Here is a 26609-nt window from a genome sequence, read left to right on the forward strand (position 1 = left end):
AGTTGAATTTTCATTAAGGAACGCTATAGTATATCCTTAACCTGTTGTAAAAATTTCTTTAAAGGAGTTTTATTTAAAATAGTTGAAGTTATAGTAATAATTTTTTTATTCTTCATCATTATATGCAAAATAGAATTACAATCCTTGTCATTATCTATAATACTTATAAAATCTATTTCCTTAAAACTTATATAACTAGCTTCATTAAAACTTTCTTTAAAATAAATCCCCTCAGTAGTAAACAAAAATCCTTCTTTTCCAGTACCTAAAATTGTAATATCTAATAATGCTAATACATTTTCTTTCTTTACACCTTCGCCATAAGAATTAATAGCATTATTTAATTTTTTCATGGGAATATTTTCAGTGTAATATGTATTTATAGTAGAAATATCACCTATAGATTTTTTTAAGCACTCCATTATCTCGTTATATTTAACTAACATTACTCCTCATTCCTTTATTTTTGTCTTATATATCTTATATTTATAACTATTAACACATATCTATATTTTATTACATATAAACACCCTTATATTATGGAAATTATCCTACTTTATATAAGATTATTATATCATGCAAGCTATATTATTAATTTAAATCAAAAAAGCACTAGGTTATTCCTAGCACCTTTATTGTTATATATTAGTTTCTTTTTCATCTTTTTCTACTGCTAGTTGAAGATGTAAGTCACTTTTGTCTTCTATAGGTTTACTCTTAACAACTTTAAATTCTTTTTTTACTCTATCACCTAATAATAAAGTAACTAATACTGTTAATCCATCTGCTAAAGATTGACTGAATCCTATTGCATAAAGACCTAATTCTATTTTATATGGTAATATACGAGTTAAAGATAAGAAGAATGAATTTCCACTTTCAAAAGCACCTGGCAATAGTAGTAGGGCTGGAATAAAAAACAGCCCTTGACGAGCTATTGATAACAACGCTGCTTCTTTGCTCTTACCTAAAGCTTGGAACAATCCAGTATAAATCATTTGATAGCCAAGAAATGGTCTTAATAATCCTAAAGCTATAATTGTATTAGCCCCTATTGTTATTACATTTTTATCGGCACTAAACATTGATACAATAGGAGTCGCAAATGCCCACATTATCACTGTAGTTATTATACAAAATATAGTAGACCATATTACAGATATCCTAATTGCATCTTTAACTCTCTTATATTTTTTAGCACCATAGTTATATCCAGCTACTGGTTGAAATCCTTGAATATACCCTATGAGAATATAGTTAATCATTGAGTTTATTCTTAAAACAATTCCTACCGCTGCTACAGCTTCATCACCAGAAGGCATTGGGGTGTTATTAATAAGACCAATTACAAAGGAATTTAAAAATTGCATTATAAATGTTGGAATGCCTATTTCCAGCATTTCAGAATATATTTTTTTATCAAAAGAAAAGTCTTTCCTACTAATTTTTACAAAACTTTTTTTTCTATAGAAATATGATATTAAAAATATTGTAGATACACCTTGGCCTATAACTGTTGCTACAGCGGCACCTACTACACCCATTTTAAATGTTAAAATAAATATTGGATCTAATATTATATTTAAAACTGCTCCAAGTATTATTGCAAACATAGAGTACTTGGAATTACCTTCTGCTCTTATAATGTTGTTTAAAGTCATATTTGTAATAGTAAATATTGCACCGGTAGCTAATATTTTAGTATAACTTATAGCATAAGGCATTATTGTCTCGGAAGCTCCCACTAGTCTTAAAACTGGCTTTACAAATATGTAGAGTAAAACCATTACTGTTAATCCTGCAGCAATAGCAGTAAAGAATGCTACTGTTGCAGTTTTATCAGCTCTATCCTTTTTATTTTCTCCTAAGCACCGTGAGATATAAGATGAGGAACCTACTCCTATTGCTTGGCCTACAGCACCAACTATCATAAATACTGGAAAAGCTACTGATATAGCACCTATAGCCGCAGTATCATTTAGCATTCCTACGAAAAATGTGTCTGCCATATTATATATAGCATTTATAAGCATAGCAATGATTGCAGGTATAGAAAGCTTAAGTAGAACAGACTTCATTTCTCCCTCACCCATAAGCCTTGCCCGTTCTGCCCTAGCATCTATTTTATTTTTCATTTATCGTTCCCCCCAAAAGTATTACTCTGTAACTAACAATCCTAAAATTAACTCTTCAATAAATTTAAGATTTTCTTCTTTTTTATCTTTTCTTACAGATAAATTCATTGTGATTTGAAGAATTAATGTTTGTGCTAACCTTTCATCTGCATCATCTATATCTCTTATTGATTCTGCCTTTTTAAAAGGTTTAAACATTAATTTTAATCTTGATATTATCCTTTGATTAAAATCCCCAAGATCTTCGGTTTTTTCTTGATTAAAAGTATATCGCTGATGCACATAATACCCTAATCCTCGTCTTTCTTCAATTCCTGTATATAGTATTTCAATTTCTTTTTTAATTTTTTCTTTTGCAGGAATATCTAATTCACTTGCTTTACTTAATTCCTGAAAAGTATATTCCCATGAGTTTTCAAGTATATCCATAAAAAGTTCTTTTTTACTTTTATAATAATTATAAAACGTGCCTACTGCCATACCACACTCCTTTGCAATTAATTTAACATCAACTTCATCATAACCATGTTCTGAAAATAGTTTTAGAGCGTTTTTTTTGATTTTTTCATCTAAGTTTTTAATAATTTTTGGCATAACTTCTCCTTTATGAATCATAATTCATCTTTAATGAACTCCCATTCATTATATGTTTTTATTTGAATTTAGTCAACTTCTAAAGATATCATTTATTAATTTATCTTTTTAGTTCAATACTATAATAATTCTACCATAGCTAAAATAAAAGCTGTATAATAGAAAACCATAGATATTTCTCTATAAAAATAAACCATGCCAATTAAGCATGGTTTATCTTAAACATCATTTATGATATCTTCTTTATTACAAGGTTTAATTGCAAAACATATCTCATAATTGAGATTACAATAAATTATGTATTCATCTTTAAAGCTAAAAGAAGATGAAAAATCTAATATTTGATATTTACAAAATAAAGATTTTTTTATACATATTTTAAATTGATTTTTCACATAAAAGTCATTGTCCATTTTCTTACTCTCTTTCAGTAACTATCCTATTAATATATTACTAAAATTATTGACAGTATTTAGACAATCCTATACTTAAATAAAATATCTTATTTAATACTTTTTGTACTTTCCCTTACAATCAGCTCTGTATCAAGACTTATAATTTTTTCTTGTATTTTATTGTTTTCAATTAAATCCATTAATATTTCTACAGACACTCTGCCAATATCTTCTGCTGGTTGTTTTATGGTAGTAAGTGGAGGGTCTAAGAATTCAACTAAAGTTATATCATCAAATCCTACTACCGAAATATCATTTGGTATTTTATAACTCAATTCCTTTGCTGCCTTATAAACTCCACATGCCATCAAATCATCCTGGGTGAATATAGCTGTTATATTATGATTCTTAATCAAATCTTTTGCAGCTTCATATCCTCCTTCAATAGCATAATCATTAGATTTAATAATAGTCTCATCATATTCTATATGATTGTCTATCAATGCATCTTTATATCCTCTTAATCTTTCAATAGTAGTATTAATGTTTTTAGGACCTGTTATACAAGCTATAGATTTATGTCCTAAATCAATTAGGTGCTTTGTAGCATTATAAGCTCCCTTATAGTTATCTACAAAAACCCCATATTTTACCTCTAACTCAGGTTTTCTATCCATAAAAACCATAGGTATATCATTTTTATAAATGTCATACTTGTCTTTAGTTTGCTTGGAACTAAGCAAAATTCCATCTACACATTTTTCTTTTAATACATTTATATAATTAGCTTCCTTTTCCGTATCATCATAACTATTACATAATATAAGGTTATATCCTAATTCATTTACTAAATCTTCTACGCTCTTAGCTATACTTGGGAAAAATGGATTTGATATATCAGGAAGTATTAACCCTATAGTCTTTGTTCTTTTAGTAACTAAACTTCTTGCTAGTGCATTAGGTTTATAATCTAACTCTTCTATAACCTTTAGTATTCTCTTTTTTGTTTCTTCATTAGTATATCCTTCTATTTTGTTTATTACCCTTGAAACTGTAGTAATTGAAACATTAGCTTTCTTTGCTACATCTTTTATAGTCACCTTCATAAAATCACCCCATCATATCTAATATCATTTGTACAGTAATTAGCACACCTTTATATAACTCTTTTTCGTCTATATCAAATTTACAATGATGATGAGGATAAAACTCACCTTCTACTGCTTTTTTGCTTCCCAAGAAGAAATATACTCCTGGAATTCTATTTAAGAAATAAGAAATATCCTCTCCTATCATTGTTGGCTTTTTGAGCATTACTAATTCTTCATCATAAATAATTTTTTTGCTTGATTCAATTAGTCTATTTACTAAGTCCTCATTATTTTTCACCATAGGATATCCAAAATGATAGGTATAATCACAGCTTCCATTCATAGCTAAAGTAACGCCTTTAGCTATTTCTCCTATTCTTCTACTGATATAGTTACGAACTTCTTCACTAGTAGTTCTAACTGTCCCTTCTAGCTCTACCTTATCAGGTATTATGTTATGTGCTGATCCTGCTTGAATTCTACCTATAGATATTACTCTATTCTCATTAGTATCAATTTCCCTACTTACAATACATTGAATACTTTGAATTATTTGAGCTGTCATAGTGATAGGATCTATAGATTTATGAGGCACTCCTCCATGCCCGCCTTTTCCATGAATAACTAAAGAAAATTTATCTAAACAAGACATAATCACTCCATACCCTACTGCTAATTGCCCATTATCAACCTCTTCAAAAATTGAGCCTATATGATGAGAAACTATATATTGGATATTATGTTTTTCAATTATGCCTTCCTGAAGCATTTTTTCTGCTCCACCATGCCCTTCCTCTCCAGGTTGGAAAATTAGTTTTACTGTACCCTTTAATTCTTTCTCATTTTCTTTTAGAACCTCTCCTATTGCCAGTAAAATCGACATATGTCCATCATGACCGCAAGCATGCATTGAGCCGTTTGTTGAAGCAAATTCTAAATTAGTTTCTTCTAAAATGGGAAGAGCATCCATATCTGCTCTTATCCCTATTACTTTTCCTTCTTTTTTTCCACCTATAGTCGCAACAATTCCTGAAACTTCTTTGAGTTCTTCAAATTCTATATTTAATTCCCTTAGCTGATTTTTCAAGTATTCTATAGTCTTAGGCAGTACTAATCCTACTTCAGGTATTGTATGTAAATATCTTCTATGTCTTATTATTCTTTCCTCTATTTTTTCTTTATTTATATTAAAAATCATTAATAATCCCCTCTTTTAATCTAAAATTTTTTAGAGGTAAAAAGCGAAATCGCGACAAGACCACCATTTTTCAATTGATAATATATATCTTATTCAATTAACTCAGCCCTGTCTGCTGATTATGGGTTATATAAAAGTTGTAATTGTTTTTACTTATAAACTCTAAATAAATTTAAATTCAATGTATCTTTTAAGGAAGAAAAAATCTTCTATAAACCATATAGAAGAATTACTCTTAACTTAAATAATTGGTGATGATTTAAAATATTATTGATTTTAAAATACAACTATGATTAGTTTATAAGATTAAGAATTAATAGATAATATAAAGTTATTAATCCCTTTAACCCTTCATTTTAATTCTCAATTAATTACAACAGCTAGCATAGAGTAATCCAAATTTTCAATGATTTGAAACATAGCCAAATATCAAATATTTTATTAATGAGATTTTATTGTATGGGCATCTAGATAGAAAACTACCTAGACACCACCTTCAATAATTTAGTGTAATATTAGGAACTAATTGTCTTTAACTAAGTCTTATTTTCTTGTCATCCAATTTAAAATATTTATCCAAAGTTTATTGTAATATTCCCAATTTAGGAATTCTACTGGTCCCCAGTGTGGAGCGCAATCAGAAGTAAAAATAGCTGTTCTACCTTTTCCATATTCCATAACAGATATGAATGGATCTCCATCTATTGTTACTAGGTGTTCTCCTCTGTCTTCTAGTGCTATTGTTTTATTATATCCTAAGAAATGTGGCCATTCTTTTGGTATTCCATTTAATATTTCATGTTCTTTAACAACTTGTGGATAGAATCCTTGAGGTGCCTCTACTCTATCGTCTGTATCTAACATTCTTATTGGTAGTATGTCCTTTACAGCAGTTTCACCATATCTAGTTTTTGCATCTATTCCAGTGAAAGACATGTATCCTCCTACCATTAAGAAAGATCCACCTTTTTCAACATATTCCTTTACAAGTTCTAATCTGTTTGGTAATTTCTTTCCTTGTGTAAATACTGATTTAGGCAATAATAAAGTATTTGATCCTATATCAGATAATATAACAGCTTCATATTGATTCAACTCTTCTAAAGTTGTTGGAAATTTATCCGCTGCTAAATGATTTGGTAGAAAGTCTACTTCATATCCACCTTCTTCTAACGCTTTTTTTATATACTCAACACCTTCTTCATAAACTGAAGTTGTAAAGCTGTCAAATCCCTTTACATGTATAGTATGGCTCATCCATGATTCCCCAGCAATTAATATTTTACTCATCTTTAAAGTCCTCCTTAAAAATTATCTATCAAAATTTAATATTAAATTAGCGTATATAAGAATATGATTTAAATACTCTTCTACTTTTACATATTCATTAATAGTATGACATTGCTCTAGTGCTCCTGGTCCTAATATAACTGTAGGTATATTGGCTATATTCTTTAAAAGCCTAGCATCATTACCTGCACAACTTCCATCTACTATTGATGCAGTATCAGTAGCTTCACTATATGCTTCCTTAACTTTAGATACAAAGCTATGATTTTCATCCATCTCAAAAGCTCCTCCAGCTTGATATATATTATATATCGGTGGATTATCTTTAAGATAGCTATCCCCATTAGCACATAAATTCAAGGTATTTATAACATCATTTTTAACCATTTCATAACTCATTACTTCTGGTAAATAATGAATACACATTTTAAACTTACAATTATCAGGTACTGTAGATCCTGCTGTACCTCCATTAATCACTCCTACATTTATTGTTGGAGCAGGAAGTACTTTATGCTTATATCTCATCAGCCATTGATGCTCTAATTCATTTAGTGCACTTATAAGTTTAATTGCTTTTTCAATTGCATTAACCCCTTGCCATTTTTTACCACTATGTAGAGCTATTCCACTAACCTCCACTTCAAAGAATATAAATCCCATATGAGCATTTATTATTTTCTTATCTGAAGGTTCACAAATTACTGCCCCATCAGCTTTTACACCTTTCGTAACAGCATGAATAGTTCCATTTCCTCCACCTTCTTCATCTACTACTGAAAGAATCTTTACATTAACAGGGAGTTCTATTCCTGCATCTTTTAATAATTTAACTGCCATTATAGATGCCATAAGTCCACTTTTCATATCAGCAGCACCTAATCCATAAAGTCTTCCATCAATTATTTCCGGCTTCCAAGGATTAATTCTCCACTTGCTTATATCTCCTGGCGGCATTGTATCTACATGACCATTAAATAGAAGGATTCTATCCTCTTTTCCTTTAAAATCTCCTATTAAATTAAATCTATCTTCGTAGTTATGATTAAGATTTCCCTCATTATAACTTTCAAGAGCTTGAATAATAGTTTCTTCTTCCATTTCCTCAACTACAACTTGTCCACCAAGTTCCTCTAAAAGTTTTTTAATATATAACTGTCCTTCTTTTTCTCTTCCTCCATCTATACCATGACCTATTACTTGAGTATCTATAGAGATTAAATCCATAAGATGTTTTATATACTGCTCTTTATTATTAATAAGAGTTTCTTTTAACTTATTATTCATTATTTATCACATCCTATACTTTATATAAATTATTATTTATTATCCATAGTAATAAGAGAGCTTTTTGCTTTCTTTTCCACTAGATATTTTCTAATCATTGAAATTGAAAGTATAGCTACAGTCGTAATATATGGAGTCATCAGTATAATATCTGAAGGAAATCCATGAGATTGTAATCTTGCACCTATAGAGTCTGCAAATCCAAAGATTAGCGTCCCTATATAAGCAAATATAGGATTTACTCCTCCAAAATACATTGCCGCAACACCCATAAATCCTCTTCCATTAGTCATATTTTCAACGAACATCCTTGAATATCCTAAAGACAAGTGTGCTCCAGCTATTCCTCCCAATATTCCAGATATTATAATTACTTGAAATTTTGATTTATAAATATCTATTCCTGCTGTTTCTGCTGCCTTAGGATTCAAACCAACACTTCTAATTCTAAGTCCCCAAGTAGTTCTGAATAATAAATACCATATGGCAAATACAAAAACTGGTCCTAAAAGTTCAAATAAAGAGTAGTTGTTAAACAATGTGTTTAACACAGGAATATTATCTAAAAAAGGTATATGTACTCTCGGTATTGGTACTATTTTATCAGAGTAAAAACTTCCAGCAACTCCAAATATCTCTCTTAATAAAAATCTTGTCACTGCTAGTGCAAACATATTAAGAGATATACCAACAACCATAATTTCTCCTTTAAATTTTATGTGAGCGACTCCTACTATAAGTGCCATTAAAACTCCAGAAACCATAGCTGCTATTACAGCTAAAATCCAGCTTCCAGTTAAAAAACTTACTGATACTGCTACGAAAGCTCCCATTAGCATAATTCCTTCAGTACCAACATTTAATATATCTGCCTGTTGAGTTATTATAACAGCTAAAGCAGCGTATAATATTGGTGTAGATGCTCTAATAGTAGAAGCAATCAAACTTAAATCAAATATAGATGATAACATTTCCAAATTTATTCACTCCTTTGCCACTATGCATTAACTGAACTTTCTTTAGAATCTTCAATCTTTGCTTTTTTCTTTTTTAATTTAATTCCGCTATATAATCCTTCCATTGCCACTAATATTATAAATACTGAAATAATTATATCTATTAAAGACTTAGGTATTCCCGTAAATCTTTCCATACCCAAAGCTCCAGCTTTAAGACTAGCAACAAAGAAAGCTATAAATGGTACAAGTTTTATATTATTTCTGGCAATTAATGATATAAGCATTCCATCAAAGCCTATTCCTACAGAAAAGTTTCCTAAAAAGTATCCATAAACACCAGCAACTTCGATTCCTCCTGCAAGTCCTCCAATTGCTCCACTTATCATCATTCCAATAACCATTATCTTTTTCTCTTTAATCCCTATGTATTCAGAGAATTTTCTATTAATTCCTACATTTCTAAGTTTATATCCCACTGTAGTGTGAAACATTAGCCAATATACAAATAGTAAAACTCCAATTGCGATAAATAGTCCAGTATTTGCTTTACTCGGTTTTAAAATTGTTGATAACTTTGCACTACCTGCTATGTCTTTTGTTTTAGCAACAACACCTTGAGCAGATAAACTTCCATTTACTAAATAATTAGTGATATAAATAGCAACGTAATTTAGTAATATAGTTGCTGTTATTTCATTTACATTAAAATATGATTTTAGATATCCTGGTATAAAGGCCCATAGCGCTCCTACAATAGCAGAAAAACCAAGTGTTAAAGGTATATGTATAATCTTTGGAAGACCTACAAGTGATGCACCTATCCATGCAGCTGCTATTGCACCTAAATATAATTCTCCTTCAACTCCTATATTAAATATTCCAACCTTTGAAGAGACTGCGAAAGCTAATGCTGCTAACATTAGTGGAACAAAAATTTGAAGTGTGCCTCCTAAGTTAAAGTTACCTACAAAAGCACCTTTAAATAGTTGCATATATCCTTCAATAGGATTAAATCCCATTGAAATTATAATTATCGCTCCTATAGCAAAGGCAGTTAGTAATGAAAGAAGTAAGCTTATATAATATTTTTTACCCATTTAATTTACCTCCTATCATAAGGATACCTAAATTCTCCTCTGTAGCCTCTTCTGAAGAAAGCACTCCTGTTATCTTACCTTCATACATAACAGCTATCCTATCTGAAAGAGAAAGTATTTCCTCAAGATCTGCAGATACTAAAAGTATAGCTGTATTCTTCTTTTTAGCTTCCTCTAAGTATTTTCTAATCTCTTCAATAGATCCAATGTCTACTCCTCTTGTTGGTTGTGCTGCTATTAAAAGTTTTGCACCCATATCAACTTCTCGGGCAACTATTACTTTTTGTGCATTTCCTCCAGATAAATTAGTTGTAAGTATTTCTCCATCTTTCGGTCTAATGTCAAATTTATCTATCAATTCCTTAGAATAATTTTCGATTTCTTTTTTATTTAATTTTATAAATTTACTAAAAGGACTCTTATAAAATTTATTTGCAATCAAATTGTCCTTAATACTCCACTCTTTATTTAATCCCCTAACATTTCTATCCTCTGGTATATGTGCTACACCTGATTGTCTAATTTTCAAAGGTGATAAATTAGTTACATTTTTCCCTAATAATTTTATTTCACCTTTCTCAACTTTTCTAAGTCCTGTAATGGCATCAATAAGTTCTGTTTGGCCATTTCCGTCAACTCCAGCAATTCCTAGAACTTCCCCTTCTCTTATTTCTAAATCTAACCCTCTAATTTTTGATAATTCTCTATCTCCTGGAACATAGATATCTTTTAACTGAATAACTACATCTCCAACCTTTCCAGTTTTTGCTTTAGCACTTAAAAATATATCTCTACCAACCATCATTTTTGCTATTTCTGGTATACTAGTATCTTTCTTTAGAAAAGTATTTAAATAGCTTCCTTGCCTCATAACAGATATTCTATCACTGATTTCCATAACTTCCTTAAGTTTATGGGATATAAATATTACAGACTTACCATCTTTCTTAAGTGCATTTAATATTTTAAATAATTGAACTGTTTCCTGTGGAGTAAGTACAGCTGTTGGTTCATCTAGTATTAATATTTCAGCACCTCTATAAAGAGTTTTTATAATTTCAACTCTTTGCGCTTCTCCTACAGATATATTTCTAACCTTTTTATTAAGTTGTATATCCATTCCATATAGATCTATATATTCTTGTATTCTTCTTCTAGCTTCATCTAAGTCTATTCTCATGCCTTTGCTTGGTTCAAAGCCTAAAATTATATTTTCAAGTACTGTTAAGTCCTGAACTAACATAAACTCTTGATGAACCATGCCTATTCCCAATTCTATAGCTTCTTTAGGAGTTAAATATGGATACTCCTTACCTTTTATCGCCATTTTGCCTTCATCAAATTTGTACATACCATAAAGTATTTTTAATAGAGTAGATTTCCCTGCTCCATTTTCACCTACTAAAGAATGAATCTCGCCTTCATATAAGTCAAAAAAACCATTAGAAATAGCTTGTACAGTTCCAAAGCTCTTTTTTATGTTGGTCATTTGTATAATTTTATTTGACATAGCCTCTCCCCTACCTAACTAAATATATTTAATATACCAAGATTAAAATTTTAATCTTGGTATATTCTTAATATTTGTTACTTCTTTCCAAATCCTGGATGCGACTTAACTTCTATTTCACCACTTTTAATTTTTTCTTCTATTTCTTTAACTTTAGTTAATATATCCTCTGGGAAGTCATCTCCTAAAGCTTCTTTCATAACTGTCATATCTGTTAATCCAACACCGCTATTAGTTACATCCATGTAAAGTGTTTCTCCAGCTTTAAAGCTTCCATCAGCTACAGACTTAATTACTGTATATGAAGTAACATCAATACGCTTAAGCATTGAAGTTAATATGTTTCCTGGATATATTCCATCTTGATCCTGGTCAACACCTATTGCATATTTACCTGATTCTTTAGCTGCTTCTAATACACCATTTCCTGTACCTGAAGCAACGTTCATTACTATGTCAGCACCTTGGCTATATTGAGCTAATGTTAATTCTTTTCCTTTTAATGGATCAGTAAATGAACCTGCAAAAGCTTCTAAAACTTTTGTTGATGGATCAATATATGCTGCTCCTTGCTTATATCCTGTTAAAAAGTCTTGCAATACGGGGATATCTACTCCCCCAACCCATCCTATAACTTTGTCTTCGTTTACATTCTTAATGTCAGTTTTTTGAGTAAACAATGCTGCTGCTGCTCCTGCTAGGAATGATCCTTCATTTTGAGCAAATATTGCTGAAGCTACGTTGGGTTCATCAACAACACCATCAATAATTGCAAATTTTTGATCTGGGAATTGAGGAGCTATCGTCTTCATTATATCCTCATATTGAGCTGATACTGCTAAAATTAAATCATATTCACCTGATGAAGCCATAGCCATTGTGTTTGATTCCCAATCTGCTGGCTTATCAGTTTCCATAATTTTAACTTCAAGTTCAAATTCCTCTTGTGCCTTTTTTACTCCTTCATTAGCAGAGTCATTAAATGATTTGTCTCCTAGGTAACCTGCTAATAATAATGCAACTTTTGTTTTTTTACCTTCTTTAGAACCTTCTTCTTTGCTATTACTACCGCAACCAACAAGTAATACTGAAAGGCCAAGAATAAGAGTTAGTAGTAACGCAATATGCTTTTTAAATTTCATAGTTAAATCCTCCTTAATGATTTTGTTTATATATTTTTAAATAGTTCACTTTTATTTTTTTCTGATGTTAATAAATTTTTCTACTTCTTCTTTATAGGGTAATGAACTTTGTGCTCCTTTTTTACTAACAGTTAATGCTCCAACGTATAAAGAGTACTCAATGGCTTTTATAACATCATTTTCTCTATTTAAATATGAAACAAATCCTCCTATAAAAGAATCACCTGCCGCAGTAGTATCTACTGTGTTTACCTTTATTGAATTAAAAATTTTAAACTCTTTGCTACTTGCATAAATTGCACCTTTTTCGCCAAGAGTAGTTATAACATTTTTAACTCCCATGTTTAAAAGTTTATTTATAGCATTCTTTACATCTTCTTTAGTATTTATATTTTCATCAGTCATCAATTCTAGTTCTGTTTCATTTGGTATTAAATAATCTACTTTGCACAATATTTCCTCTGGTATTTGTTGTGCTGGAGCAGGATTTAATATTATTTTTATACCTTTTTTATGACAAAAGTCTATTGCAGTTTTAAATGTATCTAAAGGTATCTCTAGCTGCATTACACAGTATGAAACGTTTTCAAAAACTTCACTATACTTTTCAATATCTTCCGCTTTTAAATTGCTATTTGATGCTGGATTTACCACAATGCAGTTATCTCCATTGTTATCTACATATATAAATGCAGTCCCTGATGGGTAAGTTTCATCAAACAATATGTATTTAATATCAACATTGCTTTCTTCTAAAGCATTTGATAGCTCATTACCGTTACTATCTTGTCCAACTTTACCAAGCATTTTAACACTTCCACCTAATCTTCCAATGGCTACTGCTTGATTAGCACCTTTTCCACCATGGAACTTTAAAATCGACTTTGATAATATGGTTTCTCCTAATTTAGGTATGTGATCTACATCTACTACAAAATCCATATTAATGCTACCAATAACCAGTATATCTTTCATTTATAGACACTCCTTTTACATAATGAGATAAAAACGAAATCTTAATTTATGTAATTACTTATCATAAAAACGTTTTAGTTAAAGGTTTAACTAAAACGTTTTAGTTCTTTAGAATTATTCTATTATAGGCTTATAAAAAAAACAATATATTTGACATCATATTTCATTATTTTTTTACAATTTTATTTCTTTTAAGTATTTTTATAATTTAACTATATTTTCATTAAAAAATTTACACTTTTTATATATGTGTTTATATATTTTTACATTTAATCTTTAATTGTATAGCACTATTATTAAAAATTATTTTTTATTTTCATATATGCTATACTATATAACATATATTCACGAATAATGTAAAAATTTAAATTGTTTATACTATTTGTTCTTTTAATTTTTTTATAAATATGATATTCACTAAAATATACTTTCTATAATTAATGATTACAGTTTTTATAATCATTTTAAATGTTTCTATTTGTAATTAAAGTAAACTTAAAATTGTATAATAAATTATTTTATAAATTCCTTATTAAAAATAAAAGTGACCTATAGAATTTTTCTATAGGTCACTTCTCTCTTACATAGTACTTAGTTTTCAAGGTTGAATATATTATTTTATATATCGAATTTAACTATCTAGCATGTTTACAACTTATAACTTTATTATAAGTGTAATCAAATGACCAAGCCATTCATATACCTTACAAAACCACGAATTAAACTTACATTTTTGTAATTTACTATATATTCATAATATAACTGTTTTTTTAATTTTTTCAATTCACAGCTTTACTTAACAACTAATAAATAATTACTTTATTTAAATAAAACTTTAGCCATCACTATATAAGCAATGGCTAAAATTTTATTATAAGTTTTGTATTAAAGTTTCAGTTTTTGTTAAATACTCTTTACGTGATTCATCATCTACAAAAGGAACCGCACCAAAGAAAGTATGATAAAGTGGTTCAATTCCACAAAATTTAAATATACCATCGTTTACCATCTGTTTCATAGCATCATGCATACCATTTTCCGCATAAGCATCACTAGGAGACCCAGTAGTATTAAATACTAATGCTTTTTTTCCTTCCAGCAAACCTACTGGTGCATTATTGTCATATTTATATGCAAATCCATTAGCAAATACTCTATCTATGTATCCTTTAAGTATAGCTGGCATTGATGCCCACCATATAGGGTAAATAAAAGTGATAAGATCCGCCCATGTTACTTCTTCCTGTTCACATTTAATATCACTAGGAACTTCACCCCTTCCAAAAGCTTCAAAATCTGATGGTTGTAATGTTGGATTAAAGTTAATTGCATATAAATCTTTAATCTTTACTTCATGTCCCTTACTTTTACTAACATTTTCTACACTTTGTAATATAGCATGGCAAAAACTATTAGGATTAGGATGAGCATAAATTATTAAATGTTTCATATGTATATCCCCTTTCTTAAAACAAATATAATTTAGTTTTTGCTAGTTTATAAATATTATTCCATAGAAACACCAATAACTCTTAACTCATAATAACTTATCTATTTTATACTTAATTTATTCTACATCAGATAATACTGATCATCTAAACTTTTTAAGTTACATGATATATTTAAAATAAATTTTTATTTTTTCATTAATATATAATCAAAATATGATGATGTGTACTTTTCATCATCAATTTTTCTTTGAATTGTTCGTTTCTCTTTATAAAGAACTTCAAATCCATTAAAATATTGTTCGATCTCATCCTCNNCATCCTCTTTATAATGGCAGTAAAATACTTCTTGACCATCTTCAATTTGTATGAACTCCCCTTCGTTAACTTGATTACCCTTTCCATAGGAATCACATTCTTCATTTAAAAAATTTACATAACACAATCCTTCAGGTTTTAATACTCTATAAAACTCTTTTAAAGCAAATAAAAAATCTTTTTTCTTCATATGAACAGAGGTATTATAAGAAAATAAGAAGCTAAAAAATTCATCACCAAAGGGAATTTCTTTCATATCTCCCGTGGTAATGTTTAAATTTATATTATTTTTATCGCAAAATAAATTAGCTTTTTCTAATTGTTCTTCACATATTTCAATACCGTAAGTTTTATATCCAAACTCATAAAATAAAGAAAGAGGTGGGTTACTTCCACCAGCACCACAATCAAGAATAACTTTTTTAAGAGAGCTGGCATTGCAGTATTTTAAGAAATTATACAGTGGAAAAGCTGATATAAGATTATTCATATTTTCGTCCTCACTTTATATATTATTATAGAAATAACTTATGAATTTTTAAGTGTTCTATCTCAATACTGGAATTCCCTCCTAAAAACTTAATTAAAAATTTCAATTCTATGATTTTATAATTTTTCTTTTTTTTAAAAAAGACTACTAAAAATATTTAATTTAATAGCAGTCCTTAAAGATATCAATTTATTTTAATTTAAAGTTTAATATTGCTGGATTATGATCAGAGTAAGTAAAATCTAAATCTTTTGTTTTATTGGATATAACTTCCACATTATCAGAAACCAAAAATCCATCTATAATCGTTCTAAAATTTTCTCCCTTTTTATAAGGTTTTGCCACTGATCTAGCTGTTGGATTTTCTTTATCAAAATACCAGTTAAATCCTTCTGGCTTAAAATCCTTTGGAATAGTTTGAATCCAATCTGGAAATTCTTCTGTAGCTTCAAATGTAGAACTTTCACTTCCTGGAATCTGATGATTAAAATCTCCTCCTGCTACTATATAGTTCCCTTTTTTATATTCTTCTTGCAGAAATGAAGATAAAAAATCAAGCTGCTGCTTTCTTATTTTACCACCCTTATCATAGGCTGATAAATGAAGATTTACCAAAACTAATTCTTTTCCATTCTCCACTGGCACTCTGTTAACTAAAATACAACGATCAAGATCCGCTAGCTGTTTTGGCCATGATTCCTTTCCAGGAAGGTCGTATCTAGTACTTTTATTTACAGTCAATTTTGAAAAACTTGCTAATCCAGCTAGCACACTCCCATGAGGTTTTTGAATAGGTACAGGAACCCATGGCACTTTATAATTAATAGCAAAACTAGATGAATATTCTTCTAAATTATTCATAAGATAATCATATTGATTTACTTTATAACTCCTTGTAGCTTTCTTGTCCACTTCTTGTAAAAAAACAAAAGTTGGATTTTCTTCTTTTATAGCATTAAAACTTCCTTCCAAATTTTCTATAGTTTTTTCCTTACTAAGTGAACGTGAACCCTTTCCTCCATCCATAAAAAAGTCTACATCTTTATCCATTCCGCAATATCCTATATTATAACTCATAACAGTCATTGGAGAATTTAATTTAGCTTGTTCTTCTTTATTGTTTTCTATTTTGATTTCTAAAATTTTCTCCGGCTTATAATCTGTAATTGTCATAAAAACAAAATATCCTATTATTAAAATTCCTACTACTATTGCTGCACATAAAAACCATTTTAAAAATTTATTTTCCATCTACTCCTCCTAAATATAAATATTTATAAAATTGTAATAATCTTACGACTTTAATATTACCATATAAATAATGGCTTTTAAAACAATAATAGGCTATTATTTTTATATTAAAATTATTTAAAATAAAGGAGTAAATATAAGAACTTAACTTTAATTACAAAAATAAAAAGCCACAGCAAGGGGGCGCCATGGCTTTTCACAGATAACTTTATCATGAATTTATCTAAGAGGTTAATATGTTTTATTAACTTTGAAATAATATTAATCAATTTTATTTTTAAATTGATTAATATTAAGCAATAAAGTCGATGTAAAAAGAATAATAGAACCCATAGCTAATGGAAAAACCGCAGGGGACATCATACCAGAAGTACTATGACTTAAACTTTCTATGATGTAAAGCCCTCCAAAAACAACTGTAGTTCCAGCAGATATTCTATTTAATATCAAACTAACCTTTTCCATCTCATGCTCCTCCCAACTTTCAAAGCTTTCATTATGAATCCAGCATCTTAAAGGTAATTGATGCTTTCATATTACAGTATTAATTATAATNNTTACATTTTTGTAATCTTAAGACTATAGGTCTTTAAGATACAGTTAAAATTATATAATGCTTTAATCCTTTTATTGAAATAAACTCAGCTGTTCTATTCCCTTATCTTCCAATATTAATAATTTATCGTCCTCTAATGAATTTAACATACTTTCTATTACCTCTTCAGGCGTATGACTATCTAAATATATCTTTTCTTCTTTTTTATCCAAAATAATCGGCATTCTATGATGTATTTCACTCATTTCTCGATTAGCCTCTGTTGTTAAAATTACAAAAGCATAATGTTCTTCTCCATTCTTATCTATAACTTTATTATAAATGCCAGCCATTGAGAAAAACTCTTCATTATCTATCTTTATCTTATATTTCATTTTATCTTTCCACTCATAGAAATGACAAGCTGGTATTAAACATCGCTGAGATTTTATTGCTTTTTTAAAGAACCTTTTTTCAAATACTGTTTCTCCTCTAGCATTTATAACTAATTTATTATTTAGAGGAAATCCCCATTTCATATAAGTGGTTTCATTCTCTTTAACCACTATAGCTTCGTGAGAAGGAAACTTTTCTCCCCCTCCTTCTTTTTCATCCTTTATGTTGTAATAATCTAAAATCTCTTTATTATTAACATCCAAAAAAAATCTACCACACATACTGTCACCTCCTCCAATTGAGTTTTATAAAATATCTACATATATTATTTAAAAATCAACATTACTATAACTATATAATATAAGTCTACAATGTTAAAACTTAATACATACCCCAGAAAATAAATTTTCNNATCTTTCATTCTTAATTTTTCATTAAGGAGCCCTATATATAAGTATTCCTTAAAATTATAAATTTAAATCATTTGTTAATAATAAATATACGTATGCAAAAAGAGCCAGTTATATACTGACTCTTTTATTAATCGTAACATTTTCATAATTTATAGTGTAATAGGGTTATCTAGATTTTTTAATAAAACTTATTTTATTATTGTCTTTCAATTACTAATGCAGTACCTTGTCCACCACCTATGCATAATGTAGCTAGACCAGTTTTTGCATCTCTTTTTATCATTTCATGTATTAATGTTGTCAGTATTCTAGCTCCTGAAGCTCCTACTGGGTGTCCTATTGCTATAGCTCCACCATTTACATTTACTTTACTTGTATCTAAGTTTAAGTCTTTAACTACTGCTAAAGATTGAGCTGCGAAAGCTTCATTTGCTTCTACTAAATCTAAATCTTCTACTTTTAAATTAGCTTTTTCTAATGCTTTTCTTGTAGCTGGAACTGGTCCATATCCCATTATTTGTGGGTCTAATCCTGAAGAAGCATATGATTTTATTGTAGCTAATGGTTTTACTCCTAATTCATCAGCTTTTTCTTTAGACATAACTATAAACATAGCTGCACCATCATTTATTCCTGAAGCATTTCCCGCTGTTACTGTTCCATCTTTTTTGAAAGCTGGTTTTAATTTAGCTAATTTTTCTATCGTCATATTAGCTTTCGGGAATTCATCTGTATCAAATATAATAGGCTCTCCTTTTCTTTGAGGAATTTCTATTGGAACTATTTCATCTTTAAATCTTCCTGTTCTTATTGCTTCTTCTGCTTTTAATTGACTGTTTAATGCAAACTCATCTTGCATTTCTCTTGTTAAGTTCCATCTCTCTGCTATATTTTCTGCTGTAATTCCCATATGGTAATCATTGAAAGCATCCCATAAGCCATCATTGATCATAGTATCTACAACGTTACCATTTCCCATTCTTTGACCCCATCTGTTGTTTGGAAGAACATATGGTGCATTACTCATACTTTCTGTTCCTCCAGCAAGAATTACATCTGCATCTCCAGCTTTTATCATTTGAGCTGCCATGCTTACTGCTCTAAGTCCTGAACCACAAACTTTATTTATAGTCATTGCACTTGACTCTTCACATAATCCTGCTTTTAATGCTACTTGACGAGCTGGGTTTTGTCCAAGTCCTGCAGATAAAACATTACCTATAATAGCTTCTTCTATTATCTCTGGTTTTATACCTGCTCTTTTAATAGCTTCTTTTGCAGCAATTGCTCCTAATTCTATTGCTGAAAATTTAGATAAACTTCCTCCAAATGCTCCTACTGCTGTTCTTACAGAACTTACTATTACTACTTCTCTCATCCTGTTCATCCTCCAATAAACTTTATATATTTATGATAAATTTAATTAATAATTAATCATTTTCTCGCAAATATATACAAGCAAAATTTGTGCCAACTTTTATATTCTCTTCAAACAAGCACAATACCTATATTGCTCCAAATCTAAAAAAAAAGCAAGCGTAAACTTAGTTTACACTTAAATAATTTGTATCTATATTAACAATTTTGTTAATATACTGACATATTTGTTAACATTATCACTATAAGCACTTTCAAGGGTTTAATGATTTTTTATTTCATATTTTATCCATTGTTCTTCCTTTTAAAGTTTAAATATCAAAATTAAAGTAAATTTACAAAAACAAAAGTATACATGTAAACTAAGTTTACATGTATACTTTTGTTAACACTTATATACTTTCTAAATTATATCTTTTCAATTTTTTATATAATCCTGTTCTACTCAATCCTAATATTTCGGCAGTTTTATTTTTATTTCCATCAGCTTTATCTAAAGTTTCTATAATAATATCCTTTTCGACTTCTTCTACTATATACTTTAATGTACCTCCTTCATTTAATGCATAATTTTTATTTTTAGATTTTAGTATTTTTTCTGGAAGATGTTTAGGAAGTATGAAAAGTTCTGTATCTAATAAATTTATAGCTCTTTCTAAAACATTTTCAAGTTGTCTTACATTTCCAGGCCAATTATAGGCTTTTAAATACTCTAATGCTTCCTTTGAAACTCCTTCTGAATAAATTCCATATCTATTACAAAGACCTATACTAAGTCTTTCACACAACGGTTCAATATCCTCAGGTCTTTCTCTTAAAGGTGGAAGATCTATATGCATAACATTTAATCTATAATATAAATCTTCCCTAAATTTACCCTGTTCTATTAATTCTAAAAGAGACTTATTAGTAGAAGCTATAACTCTAACATCTATTTCTTTCACTTCATTTCCACCTACTCTAACTAACTCTCTCTCTTGAAGTACTCTTAAAAGCTTTACTTGCATATTCAAAGGCATATCTCCTATTTCATCAAGTAAAATAGTGCCTCCATTTGCATATTCAAATAGACCTTTTTTTCCACTTTTTCTTGCCCCAGTAAAAGCTCCCTCTTCATATCCAAACATCTCCGATTCAAAAAGCTCTGACGGAATTGCTGCACAATTAATTTTTATAAAGGGCTTAAAACATCTCTTGCTTCCATTATGTATGGCCTGAGCCACCAATTCTTTCCCTGTGCCGCTTTCTCCTGTAATAAGCACACTTGAGTCTCCTTTAGCTACTTTTTTAGCTAAATTAATAGCATCGGTAAACTTAACACTTTTTCCTATTAAATTATTAAAGGTATGTTTAGCTTTTTTTTCTCCATTAAACTCATTTTTATAGTATTCTAATTCTTTTTCTAAATTAGAAATTTTACTGCTTAATGTCTTAAAATTACTTAAGTCTTTGAACATAACTTTTCCTACAGCCCCAATAACTTTTCCTTCATTAATAAGTGGAGCTCTCATAGAAATCATTTTATGTCCATTAACTTCTTGAATTTCTCCAATTTCTTTTCCACCTGTTTCAGCTACTATATGTAGTTTAGTATTAGGTATTACATCTGTAACATGTTGTCCTTCAGGGTTATCGCATTCCAAAAATTTTTTATATACATTGCTCATCATTATAACTTTGCCATTTAAATCTACAATAACAATACATTCTTCTAAACTATTAAATATACTATTAAGTATTTTTTCATCTATTTTCATGATATCACCCCTTATGCAATTGAAAATTGACAATGGACAATGGAGAATTATAGATACTTCTCCTTTACGTGAGAAGTTTTTAATTGATTTGTTTTGAAGTTACACAGTAACTTTTTGCAATAGAAACTAAATTCATCCATACTCGTCCATTGTCCACTGTCAATTTTCCATCGTTTTAAGTTTTATTGTAATCTATCTTTTGTTATAAATCCTAAATTATTTTTACTATTAACCTTATATAAATGATTTAATGCAAAGTTACAGGTTAATCCTACAAAAATCCCTGTACCTATACCTGCAATCGTCATTATAGGTAAGTATAGCATAACCCCTAAAGTTTCTACTATATATGATGCCACAAGTAATTGCCCCACATTATGAAAGATTGCTCCAGTCGCACTAACTCCAATAATACTAAGTTTATTTTTAAATACTTTAATTGCAATTACCATTGATGCAAAACTAAAGAATGCGCCACCTAAACTATATAACAATCTTGATATGCTTCCTCCAAACATTACTGAAAGCAAAATTCTAACTACTAAAACTGTAAAAGCTTCTTTATAGCTTAAGGTATATAGCGCTATTACAGTAATAATATTTGAAAGCCCCAGTCTTGCACCAGGAGTAATAAAAGGTATAGGTAACATCCCTTCAATAATATGTAATGCTAAAGCCTGAGCAATAAGCAAAGATATATATACTAATTTAGTAGTTTTCTTCATTTTTTTCACCTCTAACCAGATATAAAGTCTGTTTCTTCATCATCAATATTTACCTGTCCTTTAATTTCTACTACAATTTTATGAGGTAAGCAAACTGCTGTTTCTCCTACTTTGCTAATATATCCTGGCTCTACGCAAATCTTATCTGGGCAATCAGCTTCAACTATAGCTATCTTATTATCCACAACTTTTATTATATTATGTCCTTTGCTAGTTCTAATATTAAATACTTCTTCCCCTTTATGGTTATCCAATCTAATATTCTTATATTCTTTTCCTTCCACAGTAATTTTCGCATATACATAATTGATGTTTCCTGATGTCATCCAAAAGATGCCATATGGAATAAATGATGCTATAAATAATATAGAAATAACTATTATATCTAATTTTTTAATTATTTTCATATGCTTCTCATCTCTTTCTAGTTTTATTTATTATAATATATAACAATTAGACATATTTATATTAACTTTTTAAATATTTTATAATAGCCCATATTATGTTATAATTTTAACATCACAATGATATTTATAAATATTGTTAAAATTCATACTATGATAAGTACAATAATATCATAGCATAAAACTTATATTTTCTCTAAATTTTTTAATGTAATTATTGATAAAATTTAACTTAATGAATTTTATTATCTAATTTAATTTACATTAAAAATATAAAAAATAAAATATTATTATAAATTAATTTCAAAAATAATCATAAAATTATTGAAATTTTCCGTAAAATCTGTTCTAATATAAATAGGTGCTTAACTTTAATATACATTTCGGTGAAAAATTTCTAATAATTCTATAAATTATTATTAAAAATCATAATTTGCTTTACTTTTTGTAAATGTTTTCTTAAGTCACCTAATATAAACTATGTTTTCTAATTATTAACTTAGTTTCCATACTTACTATGTGAAATTACATATGGCCACATAGTAATTAATATAATTTTTCTAAAATGAATGTGAATTTCACAGGAGGGATTTTGAAATGAATAAAAAATTAGTGAGTGTTGTTTCTGCAACAGTATTAGCTGCAACAGTATTAGTAGGGTGTGGATCTACCTCAGCATCAAAAGAATTAAAAGATGGAGAATACAGAGCTGAATATTCCGAAATGGATGAACATGGTTGGAAAGCTTTTGTTGAATTAAAAGTAGCTGATGGAAAGATTTCTGAGTGTAATGCAGACTATGTAAATGAAGAAGGAAAACTTAAGACTCAAGACACTGAGTATGAAAAAACTATGAAAGGTGCTAGTGAGACTTGGCCATCAAAATTCTCTGATGAGTTTAACAAAGCTTTAGTTGAAAAAGGAAACCCAGCTGATGTTGATAACATAACTGGAGCAACTCACTCAGTTGAGGATTTCAAGAATTTATCACAAGAAGCTTTAAAAGCTGCTGAAAAAGGTAAAACTGACACAGTTGTAGTTAAACCTGCTAAAAAATAAGTTATAAAATGCAAATTTGAGACTTTAGGAATAATTCCTAAAGTCTTTGATTTTGAAAAATAAATAGTAAAAATTAAACTTTGGAGGATATATATGAAAAAATTTAAATTATATGTCTTATTATTACTAATCTTATCTATTACGGTTTTATCTGGATGTTCATCCTCTGATTCTAACATTAAAGAACCTATATCTCGTACAGAAGTAGTTATGGGGACAGTATGTACTATTCAGATTTTTGACTCAAAGGATAATTCTATACTTGATAAAGCCTTCGATAGATTAAAAGACTTAGAGAATAAGGTAAGTATAAATAAAGAAGGTACAGAACTTGATAAGGTTAATGAAATGTCTGGTAAAGAAGCTGTAGTTGTAGGAAAAGATACTTTTACTATAGTGGAAAGTGGACTTTATTACAGTAAGATTTCTAATAATACCTTCGACATAACAATAGGTCCTATAGTTAAGCTTTGGGGAATTGGCAGTGAAAGTGCTAGAGTCCCTAGTGAAAAAGAACTTATAGAAAAAAAATCTCTTATTAATTATAATAATGTTATTTTGGATAATGAAAAAAATAGCATTTTCTTAAAGAATCCAAATATGATTATTGACCTAGGTGGAATTGCTAAAGGATATGCTGCTGATGAAATGAAAGATCTTTTAGTTGATAATGGTGTTAAAAGTGCAATGATTAATCTAGGAGGAAATCTATATATCTTAGGAAATAAACCTAACGGTAACCAATGGAAAATAGGCATTCAGGACCCTAATGGAGGTTCTAATGATACTGTTGGTAATATATTAGTTAATGATAAATCTATAGTAACCTCTGGTACATATGAAAGATTTTTAGAAGTAGATGGAAAATCATACCACCACATATTAGATCCTAAAACTGGATATCCTTATGAAAATGATCTTTTAAGCACAACTATCATAAGTGATAAATCTATGGATGGAGATGGATTATCCACATCTGCCTTTGCCTTAGGAAGAGAAAAAGGATTGGAGTTTATAAGCTCCCTAGAAAATATTGAAGCTATATTTATCACAAAAGATAATGAAGTATATTTAACTAATGGATTAAAAGATGAGTTCAAACTAACTAACAATAATTATAAGTTAGTAGAGTGATTTATTTTTAACATTAACATATTAAAATAAATGCTATTTTTAATATTTCAATTACATATCGCTTATCTCTATTAATATTGGTTAAGAGTTTTAAGCGTTGCTCTAAATTATATTACACCTCAGGTGAACCCTTATACAATTGAGAATGGAGAATTATTGATACTTCTCCTTTATGGAAAAGTTTTGAATTGATTTATTTTTGAAGTTACAAAGTAACTTCTTATTAAAAACTAACAATTTTATTGCTAGTAAAAAATCAGTTAAAGAAATTAATTTGATAAAAATTAATTTTCACCATAATTCTTCATTCTTCATACTTAATTCTTAATTTTCATAAGTTATCCATTGATTAAAGTTGTGAATTAAAATAATAGAAATTTAAGGAGGAAATTAATTTAAGATCAATTAATTTCCTCCTTAATTATTTCACTGCTATAGTTTAATGATAAATGTAATTTTTTAAAATGTAGGCTTATTACTTAAATTATCCTCTTCTGTTCCATTAGGATTGCTTTTTAAATATTCCCTTCCATTTTTAGCTCTACTTACATTTACTCCATTTATTAATCCCTCTTTTGTCATCTCAACAGCCTGTTCTATAGAATAGGCCTCTCCATCAGAAAGCATTACATCAGTAATATCTCCCTCAGAATTTTTTCTGACTTTAGATATTGTTATATTATTTTCTTTAGGTATATCTGAAGCTTTCATCATATTACTCATATTACTTAGACTCTGTGGCATGTTATCCTCTGGAAAAAATTTCTTCATATTTATCACTCCTTATGAATATTATGATTTATATAACTAAAAATTATTCTATTTAAATAAGGCTTGACTTATATTGTTGACAAAACATTATTACCGACATTATAATCATTATTATATATAAAAAAGGATTATATTATTACGAGGTGGTAAAGTGACTAACGCTGTTAGTGATATTGAGGGTTCGATAATTAATTGTGCAAAAGAATTATTTGTTCAAAGAGGATATGAAAAGGTAGATATGAAACTTATTTCCAAAAAGTGCAATATATCTACTGGAACAATTTATAATTATTTTTCAAATAAAAGTAAGCTTTTTATAAAGATATTAGAAGATAACTTAGAAAAAACTTTTCTCAAACTTCAAACTTTAATAGAATCAGAGGACAAATATAAAGTACCTTCTTGTATCAAAATACTTTATGAAGATATAGAGGAACGATGTATATTAAATAAAGAGCTTATTAAAGCTGATCTTACTGATAAGATTCAAACTGAATCAAATGCTGAAATTGAGAATAATATTATAAGTTTAATAGATAAAATTTTTAATGATTTTTCTAAAGATTGTACTTCTTCTATGGAATATAATTGTACTATTAGATTAGCAGAATCTTTATTAGCTACTATTTATACTATGATTGAAGCTCATCCTGAAGAAAAAGAAAAAAATATAGAATTTTTAAATCAATTGATTTTAAATTTAGGTTATAAAAAAGAAGTTAGTTAAGGCATAAAAAAAGTCGTGATAATTCACGACTTTTTGTTATTAATTATATGCAATATTTATAGGTATATAATACAAAAACTTAATATATACTCTGAAAACTAAATTTTCTATAAAAACAGATTAACCCCTTA

Annotated in this window: 26 protein-coding genes; 3 read left to right on the forward strand and 23 right to left on the reverse strand. The window is 28.7% G+C overall.

The features are described from left to right. Positions 1-23: 23 nt before the first annotated feature. The 22 genes from B2W91_RS16195 to B2W91_RS16300 all read right to left on the reverse strand — a co-directional run bounded on the left by B2W91_RS16195 (position 24) and on the right by B2W91_RS16300 (position 22790). Positions 24-446, reverse strand: coding sequence for a hypothetical protein (locus B2W91_RS16195; protein ID WP_291582795.1), 423 nt, complete (start codon positions 444-446; stop codon positions 24-26). A 192-nt stretch (positions 447-638) separates the two neighbouring features. Next, complete coding sequence (locus B2W91_RS16200) at positions 639-2135, reverse strand: MATE family efflux transporter (protein WP_291582797.1); 1497 nt, start codon at positions 2133-2135, stop codon at positions 639-641. Between the two features lie 21 nt (positions 2136-2156). Beyond that, positions 2157-2729, reverse strand: a complete 573-nt coding sequence (locus B2W91_RS16205; protein ID WP_291582799.1) for a TetR/AcrR family transcriptional regulator — start codon at positions 2727-2729, stop codon at positions 2157-2159. 218 nt (positions 2730-2947) lie between these two features. Beyond that, entirely contained in the window at positions 2948-3142 is a 195-nt protein-coding gene (locus tag B2W91_RS16210) for a hypothetical protein (protein ID WP_291582801.1), read from the reverse strand. A gap of 89 nt (positions 3143-3231) precedes the next feature. Then, positions 3232-4230: a LacI family DNA-binding transcriptional regulator gene (locus B2W91_RS16215; protein ID WP_291582803.1), complete on the reverse strand. Its 999-nt coding sequence runs from the start codon at positions 4228-4230 to the stop codon at positions 3232-3234. A 4-nt stretch (positions 4231-4234) separates the two neighbouring features. Further along, positions 4235-5413, reverse strand: a complete 1179-nt coding sequence (locus tag B2W91_RS16220; RefSeq protein WP_291582805.1) for a M20 metallopeptidase family protein — start codon at positions 5411-5413, stop codon at positions 4235-4237. Between the two features lie 543 nt (positions 5414-5956). Continuing rightward, positions 5957-6703, reverse strand: coding sequence for a glutamine amidotransferase (locus B2W91_RS16225; RefSeq protein WP_291582807.1), 747 nt, complete (start codon positions 6701-6703; stop codon positions 5957-5959). A 21-nt stretch (positions 6704-6724) separates the two neighbouring features. Continuing rightward, positions 6725-7990, reverse strand: coding sequence for a M20 family metallopeptidase (locus B2W91_RS16230; protein WP_291582809.1), 1266 nt, complete (start codon positions 7988-7990; stop codon positions 6725-6727). Between the two features lie 32 nt (positions 7991-8022). Continuing rightward, positions 8023-8961 carry an ABC transporter permease gene (locus B2W91_RS16235; protein WP_291582834.1) on the reverse strand — a complete coding sequence of 313 codons (939 nt, stop codon included), beginning with the start codon at positions 8959-8961 and terminating at the stop codon, positions 8023-8025. A 26-nt stretch (positions 8962-8987) separates the two neighbouring features. Further along, positions 8988-10046, reverse strand: coding sequence for an ABC transporter permease (locus B2W91_RS16240; RefSeq protein WP_291582811.1), 1059 nt, complete (start codon positions 10044-10046; stop codon positions 8988-8990). Continuing rightward, positions 10039-11556, reverse strand: coding sequence for an ABC transporter ATP-binding protein (locus tag B2W91_RS16245; RefSeq protein ID WP_291582813.1), 1518 nt, complete (start codon positions 11554-11556; stop codon positions 10039-10041). Before B2W91_RS16245 ends, B2W91_RS16240 begins: the two co-directional genes overlap by 8 nt. 77 nt (positions 11557-11633) lie before the next feature. Continuing rightward, the gene (locus tag B2W91_RS16250) at positions 11634-12698 is read right to left on the reverse strand and encodes a BMP family lipoprotein (RefSeq protein ID WP_291582815.1); all 1065 of its coding nucleotides are present in this window, start codon (positions 12696-12698) and stop codon (positions 11634-11636) included. Positions 12699-12749: 51 nt separating this feature from the next. Continuing rightward, entirely contained in the window at positions 12750-13673 is a 924-nt protein-coding gene (gene rbsK / locus B2W91_RS16255; RefSeq protein WP_291582817.1) for a ribokinase, read from the reverse strand. Between the two features lie 871 nt (positions 13674-14544). Next, complete coding sequence (locus B2W91_RS16260; protein WP_291582819.1) at positions 14545-15123, reverse strand: NAD(P)H-dependent oxidoreductase; 579 nt, start codon at positions 15121-15123, stop codon at positions 14545-14547. Between the two features lie 185 nt (positions 15124-15308). Further along, positions 15309-15929: a class I SAM-dependent methyltransferase gene (locus B2W91_RS16265; protein ID WP_291582821.1), complete on the reverse strand. Its 621-nt coding sequence runs from the start codon at positions 15927-15929 to the stop codon at positions 15309-15311. 189 nt (positions 15930-16118) lie between these two features. Further along, entirely contained in the window at positions 16119-17180 is a 1062-nt protein-coding gene (locus B2W91_RS16270) for an endonuclease/exonuclease/phosphatase family protein (RefSeq protein WP_291582823.1), read from the reverse strand. Positions 17181-17441: 261 nt separating this feature from the next. Further along, positions 17442-17645, reverse strand: a complete 204-nt coding sequence (locus tag B2W91_RS16275) for a hypothetical protein (RefSeq protein WP_291582825.1) — start codon at positions 17643-17645, stop codon at positions 17442-17444. 162 nt (positions 17646-17807) lie between these two features. After that, complete coding sequence (locus B2W91_RS16280) at positions 17808-18392, reverse strand: SOS response-associated peptidase (protein WP_291582827.1); 585 nt, start codon at positions 18390-18392, stop codon at positions 17808-17810. A gap of 328 nt (positions 18393-18720) precedes the next feature. Then, a complete protein-coding gene (locus B2W91_RS16285; protein ID WP_291582828.1) occupies positions 18721-19902 on the reverse strand; it encodes an acetyl-CoA C-acetyltransferase in 1182 nt (393 codons plus the stop codon). Positions 19903-20293: 391 nt separating this feature from the next. Then, entirely contained in the window at positions 20294-21658 is a 1365-nt protein-coding gene (locus B2W91_RS16290) for a sigma-54 interaction domain-containing protein (protein ID WP_291582829.1), read from the reverse strand. A 182-nt stretch (positions 21659-21840) separates the two neighbouring features. Beyond that, complete coding sequence (locus B2W91_RS16295; protein ID WP_291582830.1) at positions 21841-22383, reverse strand: Gx transporter family protein; 543 nt, start codon at positions 22381-22383, stop codon at positions 21841-21843. A gap of 11 nt (positions 22384-22394) precedes the next feature. Further along, on the reverse strand, positions 22395-22790 hold the full coding sequence (locus B2W91_RS16300) for a NusG domain II-containing protein (RefSeq protein ID WP_349680815.1): 396 nt from the start codon (positions 22788-22790) through the stop codon (positions 22395-22397). Between the two features lie 594 nt (positions 22791-23384). Between B2W91_RS16300 and B2W91_RS16305 the strand changes: the two genes are divergently transcribed. Together B2W91_RS16305 and B2W91_RS16310 are read left to right on the forward strand one after the other, a co-directional pair. Further along, entirely contained in the window at positions 23385-23846 is a 462-nt protein-coding gene (locus B2W91_RS16305) for an FMN-binding protein (protein ID WP_291582831.1), read from the forward strand. Positions 23847-23939: 93 nt separating this feature from the next. Further along, positions 23940-24980 carry an FAD:protein FMN transferase gene (locus B2W91_RS16310; RefSeq protein WP_291582832.1) on the forward strand — a complete coding sequence of 347 codons (1041 nt, stop codon included), beginning with the start codon at positions 23940-23942 and terminating at the stop codon, positions 24978-24980. A gap of 459 nt (positions 24981-25439) precedes the next feature. Here the strand turns inward: B2W91_RS16310 and B2W91_RS16315 are convergent, their stop codons facing one another. Then, the gene (locus tag B2W91_RS16315) at positions 25440-25691 is read right to left on the reverse strand and encodes a DUF3892 domain-containing protein (protein WP_291582838.1); all 252 of its coding nucleotides are present in this window, start codon (positions 25689-25691) and stop codon (positions 25440-25442) included. 211 nt (positions 25692-25902) lie between these two features. Between B2W91_RS16315 and B2W91_RS16320 the strand changes: the two genes are divergently transcribed. Then, positions 25903-26478, forward strand: a complete 576-nt coding sequence (locus B2W91_RS16320) for a TetR/AcrR family transcriptional regulator (RefSeq protein WP_291582833.1) — start codon at positions 25903-25905, stop codon at positions 26476-26478. Positions 26479-26609: the final 131 nt, after the last annotated feature.

Source organism: Clostridium sp. UBA6640, from assembly GCF_002455975.1.
GTDB lineage: Bacteria > Bacillota > Clostridia > Clostridiales > Clostridiaceae > Clostridium_J.

Coding starts and splice junctions, on each gene's coding strand:
- B2W91_RS16225 (WP_291582807.1), bottom strand. CDS start 6,703: ATGAGTAAAATATTAATTGCTGGGGAATCATGGATGAGCCATACTATA.
- B2W91_RS16235 (WP_291582834.1), bottom strand. CDS start 8,961: ATGTTATCATCTATATTTGATTTAAGTTTGATTGCTTCTACTATTAGA.
- B2W91_RS16240 (WP_291582811.1), bottom strand. CDS start 10,046: ATGGGTAAAAAATATTATATAAGCTTACTTCTTTCATTACTAACTGCC.
- B2W91_RS16230 (WP_291582809.1), bottom strand. CDS start 7,990: ATGAATAATAAGTTAAAAGAAACTCTTATTAATAATAAAGAGCAGTAT.
- B2W91_RS16285 (WP_291582828.1), bottom strand. CDS start 19,902: ATGAGAGAAGTAGTAATAGTAAGTTCTGTAAGAACAGCAGTAGGAGCA.
- B2W91_RS16200 (WP_291582797.1), bottom strand. CDS start 2,135: ATGAAAAATAAAATAGATGCTAGGGCAGAACGGGCAAGGCTTATGGGT.
- B2W91_RS16315 (WP_291582838.1), bottom strand. CDS start 25,691: ATGAAAGCTTCAGATATACCTAAAGAAAATAATATAACAATATCTAAA.
- B2W91_RS16210 (WP_291582801.1), bottom strand. CDS start 3,142: ATGGACAATGACTTTTATGTGAAAAATCAATTTAAAATATGTATAAAA.
- B2W91_RS16205 (WP_291582799.1), bottom strand. CDS start 2,729: ATGCCAAAAATTATTAAAAACTTAGATGAAAAAATCAAAAAAAACGCT.
- B2W91_RS16270 (WP_291582823.1), bottom strand. CDS start 17,180: ATGGAAAATAAATTTTTAAAATGGTTTTTATGTGCAGCAATAGTAGTA.
- B2W91_RS16195 (WP_291582795.1), bottom strand. CDS start 446: ATGTTAGTTAAATATAACGAGATAATGGAGTGCTTAAAAAAATCTATA.
- B2W91_RS16215 (WP_291582803.1), bottom strand. CDS start 4,230: ATGAAGGTGACTATAAAAGATGTAGCAAAGAAAGCTAATGTTTCAATT.
- B2W91_RS16305 (WP_291582831.1), top strand. CDS start 23,385: ATGAATAAAAAATTAGTGAGTGTTGTTTCTGCAACAGTATTAGCTGCA.
- B2W91_RS16295 (WP_291582830.1), bottom strand. CDS start 22,383: ATGAAGAAAACTACTAAATTAGTATATATATCTTTGCTTATTGCTCAG.
- B2W91_RS16220 (WP_291582805.1), bottom strand. CDS start 5,413: ATGATTTTTAATATAAATAAAGAAAAAATAGAGGAAAGAATAATAAGA.
- B2W91_RS16250 (WP_291582815.1), bottom strand. CDS start 12,698: ATGAAATTTAAAAAGCATATTGCGTTACTACTAACTCTTATTCTTGGC.
- B2W91_RS16260 (WP_291582819.1), bottom strand. CDS start 15,123: ATGAAACATTTAATAATTTATGCTCATCCTAATCCTAATAGTTTTTGC.
- rbsK (WP_291582817.1), bottom strand. CDS start 13,673: ATGAAAGATATACTGGTTATTGGTAGCATTAATATGGATTTTGTAGTA.
- B2W91_RS16290 (WP_291582829.1), bottom strand. CDS start 21,658: ATGAAAATAGATGAAAAAATACTTAATAGTATATTTAATAGTTTAGAA.
- B2W91_RS16300 (WP_349680815.1), bottom strand. CDS start 22,790: ATGAAAATAATTAAAAAATTAGATATAATAGTTATTTCTATATTATTT.
- B2W91_RS16245 (WP_291582813.1), bottom strand. CDS start 11,556: ATGTCAAATAAAATTATACAAATGACCAACATAAAAAAGAGCTTTGGA.
- B2W91_RS16280 (WP_291582827.1), bottom strand. CDS start 18,392: ATGTGTGGTAGATTTTTTTTGGATGTTAATAATAAAGAGATTTTAGAT.
- B2W91_RS16275 (WP_291582825.1), bottom strand. CDS start 17,645: ATGGAAAAGGTTAGTTTGATATTAAATAGAATATCTGCTGGAACTACA.
- B2W91_RS16310 (WP_291582832.1), top strand. CDS start 23,940: ATGAAAAAATTTAAATTATATGTCTTATTATTACTAATCTTATCTATT.